Source organism: Streptomyces sp. F001 (assembly GCF_004187715.1).
Taxonomy (GTDB): Bacteria; Actinomycetota; Actinomycetes; order Streptomycetales; family Streptomycetaceae; genus Streptomyces; species Streptomyces flavusporus.
Genome location: NZ_QZWF01000015.1, coordinates 87,564 through 107,088, shown reverse-complemented (window position 1 = coordinate 107,088; position 19,525 = coordinate 87,564). Strand labels below are relative to the sequence as shown.

Annotated in this window: 16 protein-coding genes and 2 pseudogenes; 5 read left to right on the top strand and 13 right to left on the bottom strand. The window is 69.3% G+C overall.

Annotated elements, in window-relative coordinates; translation table 11 throughout:
* Window positions 1-4: 4 nt before the first annotated feature.
* Window positions 5-1,159, bottom strand: a complete 1,155-nt coding sequence (locus tag StrepF001_RS34100) for a cystathionine gamma-synthase (protein WP_129802043.1) — start codon at window positions 1,157-1,159, stop codon at window positions 5-7.
* Between the two features lie 141 nt (window positions 1,160-1,300).
* Between StrepF001_RS34100 and StrepF001_RS34095 the strand changes: the two genes are divergently transcribed.
* On the top strand, window positions 1,301-2,419 hold the full coding sequence (locus StrepF001_RS34095) for a hypothetical protein (RefSeq protein ID WP_129802042.1): 1,119 nt from the start codon (window positions 1,301-1,303) through the stop codon (window positions 2,417-2,419).
* A 220-nt stretch (window positions 2,420-2,639) separates the two neighbouring features.
* Here StrepF001_RS34095 and msrA read toward each other — a convergent pair whose 3' ends face one another.
* Both msrA and StrepF001_RS34085 read right to left on the bottom strand, forming a co-directional pair.
* A complete protein-coding gene (gene msrA, locus StrepF001_RS34090; protein WP_129802041.1) occupies window positions 2,640-3,152 on the bottom strand; it encodes a peptide-methionine (S)-S-oxide reductase MsrA in 513 nt (170 codons plus the stop codon).
* Between the two features lie 223 nt (window positions 3,153-3,375).
* Window positions 3,376-3,876, bottom strand: coding sequence for a hypothetical protein (locus StrepF001_RS34085; RefSeq protein WP_129802040.1), 501 nt, complete (start codon window positions 3,874-3,876; stop codon window positions 3,376-3,378).
* Between the two features lie 216 nt (window positions 3,877-4,092).
* On the opposite strand from StrepF001_RS34085, the pseudogene StrepF001_RS34080 reads away from it, so the two are divergent.
* Window positions 4,093-4,248: pseudogene (locus StrepF001_RS34080) on the top strand (DUF4291 family protein); the annotation flags it as partial.
* A gap of 50 nt (window positions 4,249-4,298) precedes the next feature.
* Here StrepF001_RS34080 and StrepF001_RS34075 read toward each other — a convergent pair.
* From StrepF001_RS34075 to StrepF001_RS34065, 3 genes are all read right to left on the bottom strand, one after another.
* Window positions 4,299-5,009 carry an alpha/beta hydrolase gene (locus StrepF001_RS34075; RefSeq protein ID WP_129802038.1) on the bottom strand — a complete coding sequence of 237 codons (711 nt, stop codon included), beginning with the start codon at window positions 5,007-5,009 and terminating at the stop codon, window positions 4,299-4,301.
* 184 nt (window positions 5,010-5,193) lie between these two features.
* On the bottom strand, window positions 5,194-6,000 hold the full coding sequence (locus StrepF001_RS34070; RefSeq protein WP_240797799.1) for an alpha/beta hydrolase: 807 nt from the start codon (window positions 5,998-6,000) through the stop codon (window positions 5,194-5,196).
* A gap of 141 nt (window positions 6,001-6,141) precedes the next feature.
* On the bottom strand, window positions 6,142-6,837 hold the full coding sequence (locus tag StrepF001_RS34065) for an alpha/beta hydrolase (RefSeq protein WP_129802036.1): 696 nt from the start codon (window positions 6,835-6,837) through the stop codon (window positions 6,142-6,144).
* A 252-nt stretch (window positions 6,838-7,089) separates the two neighbouring features.
* Between StrepF001_RS34065 and StrepF001_RS34060 the strand changes: the two genes are divergently transcribed.
* On the top strand, window positions 7,090-8,037 hold the full coding sequence (locus tag StrepF001_RS34060) for a helix-turn-helix domain-containing protein (RefSeq protein WP_129802035.1): 948 nt from the start codon (window positions 7,090-7,092) through the stop codon (window positions 8,035-8,037).
* Between the two features lie 140 nt (window positions 8,038-8,177).
* Window positions 8,178-8,336: pseudogene (locus tag StrepF001_RS49715) on the top strand (helix-turn-helix transcriptional regulator); the annotation flags it as partial.
* Window positions 8,337-10,188: 1,852 nt separating this feature from the next.
* Here StrepF001_RS49715 and StrepF001_RS49710 read toward each other — a convergent pair.
* The 5 genes from StrepF001_RS49710 to StrepF001_RS34035 all read right to left on the bottom strand — a co-directional run bounded on the left by StrepF001_RS49710 (window position 10,189) and on the right by StrepF001_RS34035 (window position 14,104).
* Window positions 10,189-10,473: a hypothetical protein gene (locus StrepF001_RS49710; protein ID WP_276322863.1), complete on the bottom strand. Its 285-nt coding sequence runs from the start codon at window positions 10,471-10,473 to the stop codon at window positions 10,189-10,191.
* Window positions 10,461-10,730: a recombinase family protein gene (locus StrepF001_RS34050; RefSeq protein WP_276322862.1), complete on the bottom strand. Its 270-nt coding sequence runs from the start codon at window positions 10,728-10,730 to the stop codon at window positions 10,461-10,463. Before StrepF001_RS34050 ends, StrepF001_RS49710 begins: the two co-directional genes overlap by 13 nt.
* A 127-nt stretch (window positions 10,731-10,857) precedes the next feature.
* Window positions 10,858-12,474, bottom strand: coding sequence for a phospholipase D family protein (locus tag StrepF001_RS34045; RefSeq protein ID WP_129802033.1), 1,617 nt, complete (start codon window positions 12,472-12,474; stop codon window positions 10,858-10,860).
* Window positions 12,475-12,533: 59 nt separating this feature from the next.
* A complete protein-coding gene (locus StrepF001_RS34040) occupies window positions 12,534-12,917 on the bottom strand; it encodes a VOC family protein (protein WP_129802032.1) in 384 nt (127 codons plus the stop codon).
* A gap of 146 nt (window positions 12,918-13,063) precedes the next feature.
* A complete protein-coding gene (locus StrepF001_RS34035) occupies window positions 13,064-14,104 on the bottom strand; it encodes an NAD(P)-dependent alcohol dehydrogenase (RefSeq protein WP_129802031.1) in 1,041 nt (346 codons plus the stop codon).
* A 169-nt stretch (window positions 14,105-14,273) separates the two neighbouring features.
* On the opposite strand from StrepF001_RS34035, the gene StrepF001_RS34025 reads away from it, so the two are divergent.
* The gene (locus StrepF001_RS34025; protein WP_129802029.1) at window positions 14,274-15,194 is read left to right on the top strand and encodes a helix-turn-helix transcriptional regulator; all 921 of its coding nucleotides are present in this window, start codon (window positions 14,274-14,276) and stop codon (window positions 15,192-15,194) included.
* A gap of 88 nt (window positions 15,195-15,282) precedes the next feature.
* Here StrepF001_RS34025 and StrepF001_RS34020 read toward each other — a convergent pair whose 3' ends face one another.
* Together StrepF001_RS34020 and StrepF001_RS34015 are read right to left on the bottom strand one after the other, a co-directional pair.
* The gene (locus StrepF001_RS34020) at window positions 15,283-18,576 is read right to left on the bottom strand and encodes a S8 family peptidase (RefSeq protein WP_240797798.1); all 3,294 of its coding nucleotides are present in this window, start codon (window positions 18,574-18,576) and stop codon (window positions 15,283-15,285) included.
* 177 nt (window positions 18,577-18,753) lie between these two features.
* Entirely contained in the window at window positions 18,754-19,437 is a 684-nt protein-coding gene (locus tag StrepF001_RS34015; protein ID WP_129802027.1) for an ABC transporter ATP-binding protein, read from the bottom strand.
* Window positions 19,438-19,525 lie beyond the last annotated feature (88 nt).

Below are 19,525 nucleotides of genomic sequence, written 5' to 3'. Positions count from 1 at the left end.
CGGGCTAGCCGAGCGCCTGCTGGAGGTCCTCCAGGAGGTCGTCGACGTTCTCGATGCCCACGGAGAGGCGTACGAGGTCGGCGGGTACCTCCAGGGCAGAACCGGCCGCGGAGGCGTGCGTCATGCGCCCCGGGTGCTCGATCAGCGACTCGACGCCGCCGAGGGACTCACCCAGGGTGAACACCTTGGCGCGGTTGCAGACCTCGACGGCCGCCTCCTCGCCGCCCTCGACCTGGAAGGAGACCATGCCGCCGAAGGACCGCATCTGCTTGGCGGCGATCTCGTGACCGGGGTGATCCGGCAGCCCCGGGTACAGCACCCGCGTCACGCGCGCGTGCCGGGTGAGCATGTCGGCGACCCTGGCCGCGTTCTCACTGTGCCGGTCCATGCGCACGGAGAGGGTCTTGGTGCCGCGCAGCACCAGCCAGGAGTCGAAGGGCCCGGCGACCGCGCCCATCGCGTTCTGGTGGAAGGCCAGTTCCTCGCCCAGCCCCTCGTCGCCCACGATCAGCGCGCCGCCCACGACGTCCGAGTGGCCGCCCATGTACTTGGTCAGGGAGTGCACCACGACGTCCGCGCCGAGTGAGAGCGGCTGCTGGAGGTAGGGCGTGGCGAACGTGTTGTCGACGACGAGCCGGGCGCCCGCGTCCCGGGCGATCTGGGCGACGGCGGCGATGTCGGTGATGCCGAGCAGCGGGTTGGAAGGAGTCTCCACCCACACGGCCTTGGTCTTGGGGGTGATGGCGGCCCGTACGGCTGCGGGATCGCTCGTGTCGGCGACCGACCATTCCACGCCCCACCGGGCGACGACCTTCGCGAACAGGCGGAACGTGCCGCCGTACGCGTCATTGGGGATGACCACGTGGTCGCCGGGGCTGAGCAGCGTACGCAACAGGCAGTCCTCGGCCGCCAGTCCGGACGCGAACGCGAGTCCACGGCGCCCGCCCTCCAGGGCGGCGAGGTTCTCCTCCAGGGCGGTCCTGGTCGGGTTGGCGCTGCGGCTGTACTCGTAGCCGCCGCGCAGACCGCCCACCCCGTCCTGCTTGTAGGTGGACACCTGGTAGATCGGCGGGACGACCGCACCGGTGAGGGGGTCGGCCGTGTTGCCCGCGTGGATGGCGAGCGTCTCGAAGTGCTGACTGATGTGCCTGTCGCTCATGAGAACCGAGCGTAGTGCGCTCGTCCTCCCCATGCCGCCGCCACGGCGCGGCGCAGGCGCCCGCCTGCCGTCGGACGCGGTTTTCCACAGGTGGAGGGAGGGGGTTGGCCAATTGTCGTCGGCGTCTGGTTCGCTTGATGCATGGAAATTCTCTGGGTCCTGATGGGTCTGCTCCTGATCGGTTTCGTGCTGGGTCCGTTCGTGATGCGCAGGCGCAGGGGGATAGAGCTGGTCACGCCGGGCCACCCGGACGCCGCGGACCCCGCGAACTACGGATTCGTACGGCAGGAGGAGCTGGACGTCCGCATGCCCGGCCCCGACCAGGACCTGGTGGATGTGCTGGACCTGGTGCAGCGCACCCAGGACCACCGGGCCGCCGCCCAGCTCCTGGCCGGTACGGAGGCGGAGAGCGAGCTGCGCTGGCAGCGTGTGCAGGCCTTCGCGGGCGCGGCGTCGCTGGAGCTCCAGCAGCGGCCGGGCGGCGTCAGTGAGACGCCGGGCGGGCAGTGGCTGCGGGTGTGGCGGGCCGAGGCGCCCAAGGACGCGGGCGGCGCGGCGGTGCACGCCGAGTTCCTGGTGCAGCAGGCGTGGCGGACGGCGACGCCCGGCACGGACGAGTTCCGGATCATCATGGAGGAGGCGAAGGCGGCCTGCGGCGACGCGGCGCTGCTCGCCCCCGGTGACCCGATCCCGTACATCATCGAGCTGTCGGTGGCCCGGGGCCTGGCCTATCCGCGCGCGGAGTTCGAGCAGCTCTGGCTGAAGATCCTGGACCGCGCGCCGAACCACATGGGAGCGCATCTCGCCGCGCTGCACTACTGGTGCGAGAAGTGGCACGGCTCGCGCGAGCTGGCGTCCCAGTTCGCTCAGGCCGCGGCGGCCCGCGCCCCGCAGGGCTCGCTGCTGGCGGCGATGCCGCTGTTCGCGGTCTTCGAGCACCTGCCCGAGGTCAATCTGGTCGCCAGTTTCTACCAGAGCGAGGTCGTGACCAAGGCGATCCACGGTGCCCTGCACGCGGTGCACTCGGCCCGCCCCGACGACCCGATGCTGGCGCATGTCCGTCATCTGCTGGTGTTCTTCCTGGTCCGCTCCGAGCGCTGGTCGGAGGCCATGAGCCAGCTGATACACATCGACGGCCATGTGGGCGCCCTGCCCTGGACGCTGTCGCCCGACCCGGCCGCGGAGTTCGCGGTCTACCGGGCGCTGGCCGTGGCGGGCTACGAGGCGAACGGCGGCAGCCCGGCGACGCTGCTGCACTGAACCTGCCGTACGCCCTGATGGCAGTCCGTGGCGGCATGCGGGCCGAGTACCGGATGCGGTACGGCCCGCATGCGTTCATCACGTGCCGCCCCCTCCAGGGCGTACCGCCGGCACCCTTCGTCCACGGCGGGGCACCGCCAGCCCCGCAGGCGCAAGCACGGCCCGGCCGCGGAGCCTCGGCCCAGTCAGCCTCCGCCCTCCGCCGGGCCGCCTCGCGCGGTCAGCCCTCCGCGCGGGCGGGCAGCCGCCATCCCGGGCGCGGGAAGTGGCAGGTGTAGCCGTCCGGGTAACGCTCCAGGTAGTCCTGGTGCTCGGGCTCGGCCTCCCAGAAGGGGCCGACCGGCTCGACCTCGGTGACGACCTTGCCGGGCCACAGTCCGGAGGCGTCCACATCCGCGATCGTGTCCTCGGCGATCCGCTTCTGCTCGTCATCCACGTAGTAGATCGCCGAGCGGTAGCTGAGGCCGATGTCGTTGCCCTGGCGGTTCTTGGTGCTCGGGTCGTGGATCTGGAAGAAGAACTCCAGGATCGCGCGGAAGTCGGTCTTCTCGGGGTCGAAAAGGATCTCAATGGCCTCCGCGTGCGTGCCATGGTTACGGTACGTCGCGTTCGGCACGTCACCCCCGGTGTATCCGACGCGGGTCGCCGTCACGCCCGGGAGCCGGCGGATCAGGTCCTGCATCCCCCAGAAGCATCCGCCCGCCAGCACGGCCCTCTGCGTCTGCGAAGCCATTGCGGCCCCTCCAATATCTGTCAGCTCGGTCACTCGGGCTGCTCGGCTCGCACACCACCGGCATCCCCTATGCACTCGCCTCAACGCGCGAGGGTGCCGAGCGATTCCGTGCCCGTCCAACCGGCCCTGCGGCCGCCGGTCGCCGGCCGCCGCGAGCGCACCGACCTGTTGCCTCCCTCACGCCGGTGGCCTCACTGGTCGAAGGCGTAGACCCGTGAGCCGCTCACCTCTCAGCAGTCGGCTGCTCAAAGGATCGGTAGATCCCCTCGGGATCATCGTGGGCCCATGCCGCGTACTCCTCGAAGCCCAGGTTGCCGATACTCAGGTTCGCGTAGACCTCGTGGACACCTGCGGCGACGGTGCGGAACTCGCGGCCGAACTCGGTCAGCTGCTCGTAGTCCTCATCGTCCTCGCACTCCTCGCGCGTCAGCGTGGTGACCGCCAGCAGCGCGTGGTATTCGGCCTGCATGGTTGTCCGGTCGGCAAGAAAGACAACGGCCAGGTCCTCGGCGGCGCTGACCGCAGTCAGCACCTCGTCAACGGTCGCCCCTGCCCAGGCCGGATCGTTCATGAAGTGGACGTGCGCCTCGTACTGCTTGTTGTCTCCCCAAGGCTCCATCAGCGCCGCCGCCACGTCCTGCCATGCCTGGTCGTCGTCGTAGTCGGTCCTGACGACCAGGGCATCGAACTCATCATGGCCGGTGACGGCGGGCAGCGCTCTCATAGTTCCTTCTCCGCGGTGACGATCGGTGAGCCGTGCCGTGACTGTCCCATGGGTCATCTGTCACGCCCCGCGGGGTCGGTCCTGGGTGGCCTGGTAGCGGTAGGACTCGGTCCCGGTGTCGTCGGGCGCGCGGTGCCACGGCCGGGTCGTCCCGCGGAAGCAGTCGCATCGAAAATCAATGTCCGACAGGGATCCGTCGGCCTCACCCTGTGCTCCGTGGAAGAACCGCAACGCAGGATCCGCGCGCTCCACACGGCATCCACGATCGCCGTCTACCAGGCATACTCCCCCGAGATCGGCATGCCCGCGGTTCGCCAGGGCCGTTTCCCCGCCGCATGGAAGCGGGACCGCATGACGTGGGTCATCAAGCCGCGTTCACAACCCCATCCATGATCCTGGCAGGATGCGGACCTCAAGCGGATCTACTCTCCGACCCCGCGGGCGACCTCACCGATCAGGTCGGCCAGTAGCGCCGGGTGGGACAGAAACGGATGGTGGCCGGTCGGCAGGTCGATCACACCGGACGCCCGCCGGGCGAACTCCCGCTGCTTCGCCGGCGGCGTGGCCCGGTCCCCGGTACAGACGACGTACGTCGAGGGAGTCTTGTGCCAGGCGATGCCGCGCGGAGCCTGAGCGAAGACCGCCTGTGACTGCGGTCCCAACCGCCGGAAGGCGCCCGCCTCGGCCTCCTCGTCGCAGTCGTGCAGGAAGGCGCCCCGCAGGTCGACCGCCGTATTCGGGACGACCGTGCCGTCATCCCGCGGGACGACCCAGGGGGCGGGTTCAGGTCCGGTCAGGGAGGCGAGGGATTCGCCGCGGTCCGGCACGACTGCGGTGATGTAGAGGAGGTGGCTGACATCGTCCCTGCCCGCGGCGGCGTCGGTGATCACCATCCCGCCGTAGGAGTGCCCGCACAGCAAGGCGGGGTGCCCAGGCTCCTGGTCCAGCACGGACCGCACCGTGTCAGCATCGGCGTACAAATCCGCCCCGTACGCGGCGCCCGCCCGCTCGCCGCAGCTGGGCAGTTCCACACTGCGGCTCTCCAGCCCCAGGGCGGCGAGTGGCTCCACCATCCGGTTCCACCACCAGTCGGCATCCTGCGCGCACGCGCCATGGACGAATACGACCCGCATCCAGGCCTCCCTCAGCTTCCCAGCCGCCCCGTGACGACCGCATGCCCAGGCCATCATGTCCAGCCCGAAGGTCAACCGCTTTCCTCTGCGCGCGAATTTGCTCATGCCATCGGCTGGCCCTCGCCGCGAGCACCTCAAGCTAAGTGACCCGTTTGGGACGCACTGGGGGGTGTCGTGCGCGGTGTCAGCAGGTCGCTCGGGCGGCGTCCTCGATGAGGCGGGCGGTGATGTCCGGGTGGCTGATCATGGCAACGTGGGACGAGGCCGGCACTTCGACGACCTTGCGGAAGTTCGCACGGCTGTACATCCAGCGTTCGGCCGCGGGCGGGATTGCCCTGTCCTTGCCGGCGACCAGCCCGTACGACGGGATCGTCCGCCACGCGGCGGCCTGGGTCGGATAGGTGAAGGAGTCGGCATCGAAGGGCCGCTGAGTGGACTGCAGGAGCCGGAACGTGGCTGTGGACACGTCGGCGGCGAAGGCAGCCTTGCCGTCCTTGCTCAGGTACAGGTCGGTTCCGGTGGTGCCATCGGGCTTGGTGTAGGGGACCGGCACGCTCACAGGCAGGACCTCGCTGCCTGGGAACTTGTTGATGAGCTCCCCCTGGGTCTCGCCCACATCGGGCACGAACGCTGCGATGTAGACCAGCGCCTTGACGTTGCTCTTTCCGGCAGCGGCATTCGTGATGACAGTTCCGCCCATGGAATGTGCGACCAGCACGATCGGCCCGCTGATGGAATCCAGCAAACTCGCGATGTACGGAGCGTCGGTGGGGATACCCCTCAGCGGGTTCGACCCGGCGATTGTGGTGTAACCCTTACTGTGCAACGCCTGAATGACGCCGTTCCAGCAAGATGAATCGGCGTAGCCGCCGTGGACCAGCACGATGGTCGGCTTGGCCTTGGGGGTGTGGCGTTCGGCTGCGGACGCGGTCCGGGTCAGCGGGCCTGTCAGCGCTGCTGTGCCTGCGACAGCGGCACCAGCGGCGAGCACGGTGCGGCGGGTGGGCTTGGAGTTCACGGGGACTCCTCGGGTGGTGAGTAGCAAGCCTGGGTGGTAGACGACGGTCAGGCATCGCCCCATGGGTCTGGTCCCGGCCGTCGGGTGACGCGGTGCGGCGGTGCCCGCCGCGCGTCACTGCCCATTGAGTCCCTGAGCCGCCTGGGCAATAACGGCCGCAACGACGGCCGGGCGGGATACGTAGACGGCGTGGCTGCCCGGCGTTTCGGAGACGGTCGCCCCGGCTCGTTGGGCCATGGAGCGCTGGGCAGCCGGGGGGATCATGTGGTCGTCCGTGGCGACCAGGTACCAGGACGGCTTGGCCTGCCAGGCGGGCTGGGTGACCGCGCCTTCGAGCGCGTCGACGCCCCAGGGGACCTGGGAGTCGGCCATGAACGCCGCCTCCTTCTCGGGCACGTCGGCCGCGAAGGAGGCGGCGAACTTCTCGCGGTCGAGGAACAGGTGCCCGTCCCGGGGCGGGAGGATCGGCGGGACCGGCGCGCCCGGCGGCGGGTCGGCAATCAGAGTGCTGACCGACTCGCCCTTGTCCGGGGCGAACGCCGCGATGTAGGCGAGCGCCGCGACGTTCGGGTGGTTGCCGGCCTCCGTGATGACGACCCCGCCGTAGGAGTGACCGACCAGGACGGCCGGGCCGTCGAGGGCATCGAGGATCTGCCGGGTGGCGGCGACGTCGCCGGCCAGCGACAGGGTGGGGTTCTGCACGACGGCCACCTGGTAGCCGTCGGCGCTGAGGTGGTCGTAGACCCTCTGCCAGCCTGATCCGTCCACGAAACCGCCGTGCACGAGCACGACGTTCTTGATTGCCGTCATGGCCTCTCCTGACCGGATGGACAGGCGCTGCACCTGTCCGGTGCGCCCATCCAAGTCATCCGGAGCCTGGATGAACACGCAGAACAGCAGGCAGGATTGGGGTGCTCCCATGGCTCGGACACCGACAGGCGCGCAGCCCCGGCTCCACCGCCCACTGGGCCAGCAAGTTCTCCCTGGGCCCAGGGAGCAGCCGCGGCGATCCATTGACCCGCAGCCTCAACGGGGCGGCGCGCGCGGACGTACACTCGCGCCATGCCGGTCGTTCTGAGTTTCGACGGGGTTGTCGCCGGTGACCGGGCCGAGTTCTGGCGCGATGCCTGCACGCGGACTTTCGTAGGCGTCGAGCCTTCGGGACGGCCAGGTGAGGCAATCGGGGGCAGGGTCCGGGCCTATGAGGTCGACGGGCTGGCAGTGGGAGACATCGCCGCGACCGCACAGTCGATGTCGCGCACGCAGCGGCTCGTGGACGATGCCGATTCCCACTACGTTCTGCTCGGAATGCAGGTGCAAGGGATGGGCGGGATCACGCAGGGCGACCGCCAGATCCGGCTCGATCCGGGTGACTGCGTGGTGCTCGACTCGCGCCGCCGATTCGAGTTGGATTTCGCCGAGTCCTTCAACCTGTGGGTGTTCGCATTTCCGCAGCATCTGGTGCGGCTTGGTGAGCAAGACCAGCGGCGGCTGGCCGCGCAGCGGGTGAGCGCTCGCACCGGGCTGGCCGCGGTCTCCCGCCGTGCGCTGCTGGATCTGGCCAGGAACGCCGACGAGCTGAGCCGGTCGCAGAGCCCGGGTGCACTCGCGCTGGCGAACGATCTTCTGGTCGCGCTGCTCAGCGAGCCACTGGCCGAGAGCCGGCAGCTGGCCGGCTCCCTGCAGCGGACCCTGCCTTTGCGGATCAAGGACCACATCGACCGGAACCTGGCCGACCCAGGACTCGATCCGGTCCAGGTGGCGGACGCTTTCGGCATCTCCACCCGGTATCTGCACAAGCTCTTCCGGTCTGAGCGGGAGACGGTGGCGCACTACATACGCGATAGGCGGCTCGAACGGGTCAGGCTGCGACTGCTGGACTCGCGCTTCGCCGACCGACCGGTCTCGGCGCTCGCATTCGACGCGGGATTCGGCGACCTCAGCGGTTTCAACCGGGCATTCAAGGCCAAATACGGGGTCAGTCCTCGGGAGCTGCGGCAGGGCAAGTAGCCGCCGCAGTGCGCTCTGGTCCTGGCCGGGGTTCGCTGCTGTCCGTGTCTGCGCGGGTGGGGACTTCCATCATGAGACTTCGTTCTCACCCATGTGCGCGGCAGGAGTGACCCATCACGACACAGAACGGCTTCGCTGAAGTGCTCCGCGGTCATCGGCGTGCGGCGCGTCTGACGCTCGAGCAGTTGGCTGAGGCGTCTGGGGTCAGCGTCCGCACGCTGTCGGACGTGGAGCGCGGCCGGAGCAAAGGGCCACAGCACCGAACCGTCACCGCACTGGCCGACGCCCTGGCGCTCGACGGCGATGCCCGTATCCAGTTCCTGGAACTGGCCCGCGACGGAAGGCTCGCGGACCACTGGAACCGTCCGGCGGGCAGACTGCACGAGCTGCCCCGGGGGGTGGAGGACTTCACCGGACGCTCCAAGGAGCTGATCTGGGTGAGCGATCTGGTCTACACCGAGAGTGCACCTGGCGTCGGCGTCGTCGGGCTGATCACCGGATCCGCGGGCTTGGGCAAAACCGCCTTCGCCGTCCGCGCAGCCCATGCCTTACTGCCGAGCTTCCCCGACGGGGCCGTCTTCCTCGACCTGTTCGGCATCTCGCAGCGGCCGCTGCCCGTCCCCGACGCCCTGCGAGCGTTGCTGCAAACCCTCGGTGTGCCCGACCAGCGGATCCCACCTGACGCCCATAAGCGGGCCTCGCTCTACCGGTCGCTGATTCGGGACCGTCGCATGTTGGTCATCCTCGACAATGCCGGGTCCGAGGAACAGGTGCGCCCGCTGCTGCCGGGAGGAGGCGCGAGCCGAGCCCTGGTCACCACCCGCCGGCTGCTGGCCGGCCTGGAAGGCGTTCGGAGGCTGGCCCTTGGGCCCCTCGGGCTGACGGAGTCCACGCACATGCTGGCCGGGATCCTGAATGGACGGGTCGTTGACGACGCGGCCCTCACCCGACTCGCCGAAAGCTGCGGGGGCCTGCCCCTCGCACTGCGGATCATCGGGAACCGGCTGCTCAGCCGACCCGACTGGGATGCTGCCGAACTCTCGACCCGACTCGCCGCCGAAGAACACCGCCTTGACCAGTTCAGGGCGGGGGATCTGCGGATCGCCAGCGCTTTCATGATGTCCTACGAACAGCTGGTCCCTTCAGCACAGCAACTCTTCCGAAGACTGGCGGTGCTACCAGGGCGGGACTTCGATACCGCACTGGCCTCGGTCGCCGGCGGGCTCCCGCTCGAGGACACCTGGCAAGCGCTGGACGATCTCGTGGACCTCGGCCTGCTCCAGGACGGCACGGCGGGAAGGTACCAGTTCCACGACCTCGTCCGGCTCTTCGCCCGCGACCGGCTCCAGGTGGAGGAGAGCGACGGTGCCGCGGCCGTACTGGAACGGGTGACTTCGTGGCTACTGGGGATGGCAACAGCCGCCGGGCGCTGGTTCGAGCCCGGATACGGCCGACCCGACCAGGACTTCCCCGCCCTCGGCAGTGTGGAGGAAGCCGAGCAGTGGCTCCGGGTGAACGTGGAGCACTGGCTGGGAGCGCTGCGGTCCGGGACGATCGCCGGACAGTACCTCATGGTCCTGGACTGCGCCGAGGCGATGCACTGGTTCTCCGACCGCTGGGCTCACGCCCCCCACTGGCGTGAAGTTTTCAGCCTCGGCGCGGACGCCGCCGTCGCCCTCGCCGACCCGGCGCAACAGGCGACGCAGCTCAACTACCTCGCCTGGGTCCACTGGGTACCGCCCAGCGACCCGGAAGCCATGCTCCGCTGCACCGCACAGGCCCTGGAGCTGGCCGAACTGAGCGGCGCCACGGCGCAGGTCGCCGCAGCACACGACTACACCTCCCGTGCCCTGCTCGCGCTCGAACGGCCCGACGAGGCCGCGGCCGCCGCGGCTGTGGCCGCGGGGATGTTCCAGGCAGCCGGCGACATCGACGCCTACGTGCAAGCCCTGTCACTGATCGGCCACTCCCGCCGGATGCAGGGACGCCTCTCTGAAGCCCTTCAGCAGTACCGCAGGACACTCGAACTGGTCGACGACGAGGACTCGGGGATGACGCGCACCATCGCCGCCCTGTGCCGTCCGTACGCGCTGATGCGCATCGGGCAATGCCTGGCAGGCCTCGACCGCCGCGCGGAGGCAGTCGCCGCACTCATCGAGGCGGTGGAACTGATGGATGCGCTCCAGCCGAACTTCCGGCGGGCCGAAGCCCTGGAGACGCTTGGGGCCCTCCTGGACGACGACGGCCACCACTATTACGAGCGAGCGGCGCAGGCCTACCGGGAGATCGGGGATGAGGCGGCGAGCTTGCGCTGCGAAGCCTCGACCTGTCAATCTCCCCGCTGACGGTGGCAAGTTCGACGCCTTGGCGGTCAGCCAGATCGATGACGTCTTCCAGCTCGCGCGGCGATCGTGTCAGCCTGTCTACGTGCCACACTGCGATCGCGTCGATCTCACCCCGCTGGATGCCTGGATGTCCGCCAGCAGCTCCTGCCACTTGGGCCGTGGCGCTCCCGAGTACGGGCTGACGTCGTTGTCCGGACAGACGGCTACAACGTCCCACCCCGCGCGGGCGCACAGTGCCCGGCAGTCCTCTTCCTGGCGCGCGACACCCAGTCCGGCATCGCCCCGGTCCTGGCTGATCCGGCAGTAGATCGCTGCTCGCCTCGTGCCCTTGCCCGTGGAGTTCGCCATGGGTCACATTGCTACACCCTCGTAGGGCTCTCCTGCCCCATCGGCATCGCGCCGGCGCCAGAAGCCACGGACAAGTAGACCGTGCCGGCCGCCGAGCAGCCGCCGCGTCGCTGAGGGCAAGCGGTCGTCAGTAGGCGTTGCGGCGGCGCAGTCCGAGGGGGCGGCCGTCCGGGTCGACGAGGAGGCGGTGCAGGGGGGTGCAGAGCGTCGTGGCCGTACGGGAAAGGTTCGGTGGGCGGTAGGTGCGCAGGCGGCCGGGGGGTCTGGGGCCGCGGTGGCCGCCTGCGTGCCAGGAGTCCAGTGCGGCGGCACTCGCCGCGAAGGCGTCGAAGGCGGTTGTGGGATCGCAGAGCGGGTCGGGTGCGTGCGGAGTCCGGGGGGCTTGCGTGTCCAGGTGCTCGTGGGAGAGTTCCAGGCGCAGGTTTCTGGCGTAGCTGCGCGCGCCGTCCCCGAGGCCGCCGGGGTCGCGCGGTTCGCGTGGGTCTGCGCTCTCGTCCAGGACGGCGCAGCTGAGTTCGGAGTCGTGGGTCCACGAGCGGAGGTTGATGTTGTCGGATCCGACCGAGGCCCACACGTCGTCGATCACGCAGGCCTTGGCGTGCACGTACACCGGTGTCCCGGCGTGGTTCTCCAGCCCGTAGACCGCGACGCGCCCCCCGCCGGCGCGGCGCAGCCTGTCCAGGGCCGCGATCCGGCCGATCAGGTTCATCGGCAGGGTGAGCGGGCCGTCCTGCTCGGGGAGGGACGGGATGACCGCGATCAGGCGCAGGCCGGTGTGGGCGGTCAGTGCCTCGGCGAAGAATTGCACCACGTGCGGAGACCACAGGTACTGGTCCTCCAGGTAGATCAGGGCCCGGGCCCGCCGCAGCGCTTTGCGGTAGCCGCGCGCGATGCTGCGCTCGCCGTCGGGGGCGAACTCGTAGCCGCGCAGCAGTCGGTTGGGGTAGGTGCGCAAGAGCTGGACGGTGTGGGTACCGCAGGGCCGGGGGTCGGGCGCCTGGGGTGGCAGGGGGTCCGCGCGGGTGTCCTCGCGGTGTGCGAGCTCTCGCAGGCGGACGAGCGGGCTGCGGGTGAGCGGCGCCGGATCCTCCCAGCGTTCCCGGAAGACGGCCTCGATGTCGCCGACGGCCGGTCCGCGTATCGCGAGCTGGATGTCGTGCCACGGTGGGTGCTGTCCGTACGCGGCGGCGATGGGCTGTGACTGCGGGTCGCCGCGGTGCGTCGCATCGTCATGGCGGTTGTGGCACAGGTCGATGCCGCCGGCGAACGCGATGTCGAGCTCGGGGCGGTCGGCATGCCGGAGCACGACGAACTTCTGGTGGTGCGAGCCGCCGGGGCGCACCCGCATGTCGAGCAGGTACTCGCCGCCCCCCGCTTCGACCTTCTCGCCGAGGTGGCGGTTCTCGGCCTCGCTGAACTGGAACCGGTCCAGGTGGGACCGCCAGACCAGCCCTTTGACGATCACACCCCGCTGGGCCGCCTCGCACAGGACGGTGCCGATTTCGCTGCCGGGACCGGCGAGGCGCTCGTCGGGGTCGCCCCGCCAGTCGGTGAACAGGAGCAGGTCTCCGGCGCGCTGCGCGCGGATCGCGTCGAGGAGTTCCCGGAAGTACGTGGCGCCGTGGATCAGGGGCCGCACCAGGTTTCCACGCGACCAGGCCGCTCGGTCCGGTCGGCGGGTGTCCAGACGTGTCGCGCTGTTTCCGCGTTCGCTCGAGGTCAGCAGCCAGTCAGTGAGTTCCACAGCCCAGGTCCTCCAGCTCCGCCCGGTGGCCGGCGGCTCCGCCACGGGCCGGCGGCAGCTCAGCCCCCGCTCCCGTACGGCCGTGTGATGATCTCCAGGTTGTGGCCGTTCGGGTCGTCGAAGTAGGTGCCTCGGCCGCCGTCGTTGTGGTTGATCTCGCCGGGGCGGGAGTGTGCCGGGTCCGCCCAGTACGTCAGGCCTGCGCGTCGGATGCGGGCGAAGATCGTGTCGAAGTCGGACTCCGAGACCAGGAAGGCGTAGTGCTGGGGGGTTATGTCGCCGGGGGTGTCCATGTAGTCGAGGGTCACGCCGTTCGGCATCTCGACGGGGGCGAAGGGGCCGAACGGCGGGCTCACCTCGAGGCCGAGCATGTCGGCGAGGAAGCGGGCCGACGCCTCCTTGTCGTGGGCGGCGACGATGGTGTGGTTCAGCTGGATCGTCATGGGGCGCCTCCTCCTGCGTCCAGGCGCAAAAGCGGTCACTTCCACGCTAGGGCCTGTCCGCTCGGACACCCAGTGGGTGTTTCCCTCGGTGGTCGGCGGCCCGTGTCTGCTGTGGCTGCTGGGCCGCCGACCGACGAGGTGAACGATCAGATCGTCGCGGTGTCGATCACGAACCGGTACCGGACGTCGCTCGCCTGCACCCGCTCGTACGCCTCGTTGACCTGGTCGGCGCGGATCAGTTCGATCTCGGCGCCGAAGCCGTGCTCGGCGCAGAAGTCGAGCATCTCCTGGGTCTCCGCGATGCCGCCGATCATGGAACCGGCGAGGGTCTTGCCGCCGCCGATCACCGAGAAGAGGTTGAGGGAGATCGGCTCCTCGGGGGCGCCCACGTTCACCAGAGCACCCTCGGACTTCAGCAGCGTCAGGTAGGCGTTGAAGTCCAGCGGGGCCGAGACCGTCGAGACGATCAGGTCGAAGGTGCCCTGCAGTTCCTGGAAGGTCTTCGGGTCACTGGTGGCGTAGTAGTGGTCCGCGCCCAGCTTCAGACCGTCCTCCTGCTTACGCAGGGACTGCGACAGCACCGTCACCTCGGCACCCAGCGCGTGCGCGATCTTCACGCCCATGTGGCCGAGGCCGCCCATGCCGAGGATCGCGACCTTCTTGCCGGGGCCCGCGTTCCAGCGCTTCAGCGGGGAGTAGAGCGTGATGCCGGCGCACAGCAGGGGCGCGGCGACATCGAGGGACAGGCCGTCGGGGATGCGGACGACGAAGTTCTCGTCGACGACAACCTTCTGCGAGTAGCCGCCGTAGGTGGGCTCGCCGTCCTTGCCGATGCCGTTGTACGTCGGGATGTTGCCCTTGACGCAGTACTGCTCCTGGCCGGCCTTGCAGTTGTCGCACTCGCGGCAGGAGTCGACCATGCAGCCGACGCCCACGCGGTCGCCGACCTTGTACTTGGTCACGCCGGAGCCGACCTCGGCGACGACGCCGGCGATCTCGTGGCCGGGGACCATCGGGAAGATCGCCTCGCCCCAGCCCTCCTGGGCCTGGTGAATGTCGGAGTGACAGATACCGGCGAACTTGATGTCGATCAGGACGTCGAACTCGCCGACCGGTCGACGCTCGATGGTGGTGCGCTCCAGCGGAGCCTTGGCGGCGGGTGCGGCGTACGCAGCAACAGTGGTCATGCCGGGGTTCTCCTAAGGGGGGTCCGTGCCCGGCTGCCTTCCGACCGGGCACGGGATCCAGCGTGCCGCCGTTTTCCGCATTCACCCAGGCCACGGCTTTGCGTACGTTTGCTGTTCCTACCACTGGCGGGGTCAGGCTCCTGTGCGTACGACGGGGAATACTGGACGCATGGACGAACAGCGCAACCCCGCACACGAGCCCGGCAGGGGCCTGGACCGGCGCGCCGAGCTCAGCGAGTTCCTGCGCACCCGGCGTGCCCGGCTGAAGCCGGAGGACGTGGGGCTGCCCGACTTCGGGCGGCACCGCCGGGTGCCGGGACTGCGCCGCGAGGAGCTGGCACAGCTCGCCGGGGTGTCCGTGGCGTACTACACACGCCTGGAGCAGGGCAACGGGCAGAACGTCTCGGCGGAGGTGCTCGACTCCATCGCCCGCGCCCTGCGCCTGACCGGCGCCGAGCATGCGCACCTCACCCACCTGGCGAAGCCGAAGCAGCACAAGAAGAAGCCCGCCGCGCGGGCCCAGCAGGTGCGGGTCGCGCTGCGGCAGCTGCTGGACTCGATCGACGGTGTCCCGGCGTACATCGTCGGGCGCCGCTCGGACATCCTGGCCTGGAACCGGATGGCCGCGGCGGTCTTCGGCGACTGGGCGGAGCTGCCGCCGCAGGAGCGGAACTGGGCACGGCTGGTGTTCCTGAACCCCGCGTACCGCGAGCTGTTCATGGAGTGGGAGCAGAAGCAGGCCGACATGGTCAGCTTTCTGCGCATGGACGCCGGCTGCCATCCGGACGACCCGCGGCTGTCCGCCCTGGTCGGCGAACTCTCCCTCAAGAGCGAGGAGTTCCGGCGGCTGTGGGCCAGGCATGACGTCAAGGAGAAGAGCCACGGCGTCAAGCGCCTGAGGCATCCGCTGGTCGGTGACCTGACGCTGTCCTTCGAGTCGTTCCGTCTGGTCGACGACGTCGAGCAGTCGCTGATCACCTATCACGCGGAGCCGGGCTCGCCCTCGGCGGAGGCGCTGCGCCTGCTGGCGAGTTGGGGTGCGGATGCGACTCGGGCGGGCGGGGCGGCTGCTGCGCCGTCGGCAGGTTAGGCAGCGGGTGGCCTGAACAGCCTCGTTCTCGACGGAGACACGGAAAGCCCGCCGGAAGCTGTGCTTCCGGCGGGCTTTCGCTAACGGCTCACTTGCCGTAGTACGCGTTGTAGATCGAGATCGTCGACTTGTTGTTCTGCTTGTCGGTGATCTTGGCGTGGAAGGAGATCGCCTTGCCCTTCTCCGGGTTCTTGAAGGTGATCTTGCCGTTCTTCACGGTGACCTTCTTCCAGGTCTGCCCGTAGTCGTACGACACCCATACGCCCAGCGCCTTGAGGTTGCTGCCCTTGGCGGAGCCCTCGACGGTGACCGGGACGGTGGCCGTGCGGCCGGCCGTGACCTTGCTGGCCAGGTCGGTCGTGGCGTTGAAGCGGACGGTGGACGCGGGGAGCTTGGCCATGTCGGTGGCCGGCTTCTTGGAGCGGAACGTCCAGCTCGCGTCGATCCGGGTGGACGCGGCGGCGACCTTGGTCGTCCGCTTGACCGAGGTGGTCAGCTTGTACTCGGCGTCGCCGGACGGGACCCTGAACGCCTTCTCGCCGAACAGCGGGTCGTCGTGCGTGCCGACCTTGGTGCCGTTGCGGTACAGGGTCGTGTTCACCGAGGTGAACAGCGACGAGCCCGGGTGCTGGGAGCCGTCGGCGAACAGCGGAACGTAGCCGTAGATGTCGTTGCCCTCGCGGAACAGACCGAACTCACTGTTCAGGTGCGGACCGAAGACCGCCTTGTTGAAGGTCTGCGAGTACGACTTGCCCGCCGTGAACTTCTTCAGGTCGCTCAGCGTGTAGAACGCCTCGGAGATCGGGTAGCCGTTCGCATCCTTGCCGCCGAGCTGCTCGAAGTCGAACGACCACTCGATGCCGTCGACCGTCGACAGGTACACCGTGCGCGAGCTCGGCAGCTTCTGCTCCACCGGGGTGCCCACCACGAACTCCTCGGGGAAGAGGCCCCAGGGGGTGAGCGCGCCGGTCTTGCCGGAGGTGGCGGCGCCGAGGTTGTTCTTCACGGTGGCCAGCTCGCTCGCCTTGAAGTGGCGGACCTTGTCGCCCTGGATCTTCTTGACCGGGGCGGTGGTCGCCACGTCGTACTCGGCGGTGGTGCCCTTGGTCCACTGGCCGTGCCAGGTCTGGGTGAGACCGCTCGCGATCTCGCCACCCAGGTGGCCCATGCGCAGGTCGGCGAAGGAGGTGGCGCCGACGCCGAAGCCGCCCGCGGCGTCGTAGGCGTAGCTGATCATCGCGGAGTGGGGCTTGGCTGCGGCGTCCGGCACCGTGATGTCGGCCGTCTTGGTCTTGCGCGCGTCGATCGTCACCGAGGTGTTCTTGGTGACGGTCAGCCGGGGCTGGACCAGCCAGTCGAGGCCGCCCTCCAGGTTCACGAAGTCCTTGGCGACCCAGGCGTCCAGCAGGTACGTGCCCTTGGGGATGCGCAAGGTCGTCGTGCCGGACGCGGCGACCGGAACCTGGTAGCCGCGGCCGTTGCCGAGGCCCGAGTAACCCATCAGCGCGGTGTTGTAGTCGTCGGTCGGCTGCCCGTCCCGGCCGATGTGCTTGACCGTGACGTCGTACGACTCGATCTCACGCTGCACGGCGGCGGCCGTACGGACGCTCTGCCCGCCGCCCGTCGCGGTGACGTACGCGGAGTAGGCGCCGTCGAGGGTGCCGCCCAGCTTGGTGTTCACGGTCAGGTCGACGGAGGCCTTGCCACCCGCCGGGACGGTCACCTTGGTCGCGCCGAGCTTGAAGAAACCGGCCGGGGCGGCCTCACCCTTGGGGTTGGTGGCGGTCGCCTTCAGGTCCAGCGTGACGTCGGCCGTGCCGAGGTTGCGGTACGTCAGCTGCTCGGTGGCCGGGGTGTCGTCGGTGTGCGGCCACTGCTGGACGCCGAAGCTCACCGAGACCGGGTCGGCGATCACCGTCTGCTTGACGGCCTTGTCGACCTGGATCCGGCCCGAGCCCTGCTCGAACGGCGTGTAGGCGCCGCCCTTGGTGGAACCGGTCAGCGCGCCCTTGATCTCGGCGTACGTCCAGTCAGGGTGCTGCTGCTTGAGGATCGCGGCGGCGCCCGCGACATGCGGGGTCGCCATCGACGTACCCGAAATGGTCAGGTACCCGGCCGGGTTCTCCCCGACCTCCTGCTCGATGACGCTGCCCTTGGCGGAGGCCGCGGTGATGTCCACGCCGGGCGCGGTGACGTCCGGCTTGATGGCGCCGTCGCCGACGCGCGGGCCGGTGCTGGAGAAGTCGGCCAGCTTGTCCTGGTCGTCCACGGCACCGACGGTGAGCGCGGCGTCCGCCGAGCCCGGCGAACCGACGCTCTCCGGGCCGGAGTTGCCGGCCGCGATGGCGAAGAGGATGCCCTTCTCGGCGGAGAGCCGGTTGACGGCCGCCTCCAGCGGGTCGACATCCGGGGTGTCCATGCCGCCGAGGCTGAGGTTGACGACGTCGGCGCCCTGCTCGGCCGCCCACTCCATGCCGGCGAGGATGCCGGAGTCGTCGCCGAAGCCGCTGTCGTCGAGGACCTTGCCGTTGAGGATCTCGGCTCCGGGGGCGACGCCCTTGAACTTGCCGCCCGCCTTGTCACCGGTGCCGGCCGCGATGGACGCGACATGCGTGCCGTGGCCGTACTTGTCGCTCGCGTCGGCGGCGGTGGTGAAGTTCTTGGACGCGGTGACCTGTGACTTCAGGTCCGGGTGGGTGGCGTCCACGCCGGTGTCCAGCACGGCGATCTTCACGCCCTTGCCGTCGTAGCCGGCGGCCCATGCCTTGGGGGCGCCGATCTGCGGCACGGACGTGTCGAGGGTGACCTTGCGGACGCCGTCGAGCCAGATGTGCGCGATGCCGGAGACGGCCTTGTCGCCGTTGGTGACGGCGTCCCACAGCTCGGGCGCGTCCTTGTGCGCGGTCTGTACGGCGTCCGCGTTGAGGGACTCGAGGCTCTGCCGGAGGGTGCCGGCGTCACGGACGTCGGCCTTCGCGGCGGTGGCGGCGCCCTTGTAGCCGACGATGACCTTCAGGCCGTTCTTCTGGGCCTTGCGGGTCGTGGACTTGTTCAACTCGGTGATGTCGAACAGCCGCTGGTCCAGCTTGCCGGTGGCGACCAGACGGGCCGCGTCCGCGGGTATGACGAGGGTGTGTCCCTCGGTCTTGCGGATCTGTACGGGTATGTGCTCACGCCCTTCGGCCCGTTCCAGGCCTACGACCCGCCCCTTGGCGTCCACGCTGACCCGGTCACCGGTGATCAGGGTGATGCGGTGGTGGGACGTGAGCTTCGCAGCGCCGGTCGGGCGCTGCTCCGGCTTCGCCGACGCCGGGCTGGTCAGTCCCGCGGCGAGGGCGACGGCGGCCGCGGTGGCGACCGCGGCGGCACCGGCTCTCTTCACTTGTCTGCGCAAAACTCCCCCTGGAGTTGAGGAACCGGGCGAATTCCCCGTTCACCCGGCCGGGGGGCGTTCCGCACACCTGCGCGTGCACCCCCCGGAGACACGCAGTATGCCGGGGGGTGATCAGACACCTCAATAGAATGTTCCGTCACGAGTTCGCCATAGACGCGGAAGCGGTCAGGAGTTGGCGTTCTCCTTTACGCTGATCCGTCCCTTGCGGATCGTCGCCAGCCGCGGGGCCTTCTTCGCGATCGAGGAGTCGTGGGTGACCATGATGAACGTCAGCCCGAGCTCCTTCCACATGCGCTCCAGGACGTCCATGATCTCGTCGCGCATCGACTCGTCGAGGTTTCCCGTGGGTTCGTCGGCGAGCAGCACCTTCGGCTGCTTCACCAGCGCACGGGCGATCGCGACGCGCTGCTGCTGACCGCCGGACATCTCACCGGGCAGATGCCCGAGCCGCTCGCCGAGTCCGACCGACTTCAGCGCTTCGGCGGCCCGTTCGCGCCGCTCCTTCCCCTTCACTCCGAGGGGTACGAGGGCGGTCTCGACGTTCTCCTGAGCGGTGAGCGTCGGGATGAGGTTGAAGCTCTGGAAGACGAACCCGATGTTCTCGCTGCGCACGGTGGTGAGCCTGGCCTCGGACAGCCGCGCCAGATCGGTCCCGTCGAGCACCACCTCACCGGAACTGGGCCGGTCCAGCCCACCCAGCATCTGCAGCAACGTGGACTTCCCACCACCGGTGGGGCCCTGGATGACCAGCCGGTCGCCGTCGGCGATGGTGAGATCGACGCCGTCGAGAGCGTGGACGGTCTCCTTGCCGCGGGTGTAGCGCTTGGTGACGGCTCTTAGTTCGTACATGGGGGCAACTCCTGGGATAGGTAACGAGGATGGTCTGACGTAGCTGCGGGCAGTCGTGCCTCCCCCAGTGCCTTAAGAGCCTGGGGGG

What these genes read in the sequence shown, in the direction of transcription:
- msrA (WP_129802041.1), bottom strand. Translation starts at nt 3,152, where the DNA reads ATGGCTTCGCAGACGCAGAGGGCCGTGCTGGCGGGCGGATGCTTCTGG.
- StrepF001_RS34065 (WP_129802036.1), bottom strand. Translation starts at nt 6,837, where the DNA reads ATGACGGCAATCAAGAACGTCGTGCTCGTGCACGGCGGTTTCGTGGAC.
- StrepF001_RS34085 (WP_129802040.1), bottom strand. Translation starts at nt 3,876, where the DNA reads ATGAGAGCGCTGCCCGCCGTCACCGGCCATGATGAGTTCGATGCCCTG.
- StrepF001_RS34025 (WP_129802029.1), top strand. Translation starts at nt 14,274, where the DNA reads ATGGACGAACAGCGCAACCCCGCACACGAGCCCGGCAGGGGCCTGGAC.
- StrepF001_RS34015 (WP_129802027.1), bottom strand. Translation starts at nt 19,437, where the DNA reads ATGTACGAACTAAGAGCCGTCACCAAGCGCTACACCCGCGGCAAGGAG.
- StrepF001_RS34050 (WP_276322862.1), bottom strand. Translation starts at nt 10,730, where the DNA reads ATGGCGAACTCCACGGGCAAGGGCACGAGGCGAGCAGCGATCTACTGC.
- StrepF001_RS34035 (WP_129802031.1), bottom strand. Translation starts at nt 14,104, where the DNA reads ATGACCACTGTTGCTGCGTACGCCGCACCCGCCGCCAAGGCTCCGCTG.
- StrepF001_RS34040 (WP_129802032.1), bottom strand. Translation starts at nt 12,917, where the DNA reads ATGACGATCCAGCTGAACCACACCATCGTCGCCGCCCACGACAAGGAG.
- StrepF001_RS34095 (WP_129802042.1), top strand. Translation starts at nt 1,301, where the DNA reads ATGGAAATTCTCTGGGTCCTGATGGGTCTGCTCCTGATCGGTTTCGTG.
- StrepF001_RS34075 (WP_129802038.1), bottom strand. Translation starts at nt 5,009, where the DNA reads ATGCGGGTCGTATTCGTCCATGGCGCGTGCGCGCAGGATGCCGACTGG.
- StrepF001_RS34100 (WP_129802043.1), bottom strand. Translation starts at nt 1,159, where the DNA reads ATGAGCGACAGGCACATCAGTCAGCACTTCGAGACGCTCGCCATCCAC.
- StrepF001_RS34060 (WP_129802035.1), top strand. Translation starts at nt 7,090, where the DNA reads ATGCCGGTCGTTCTGAGTTTCGACGGGGTTGTCGCCGGTGACCGGGCC.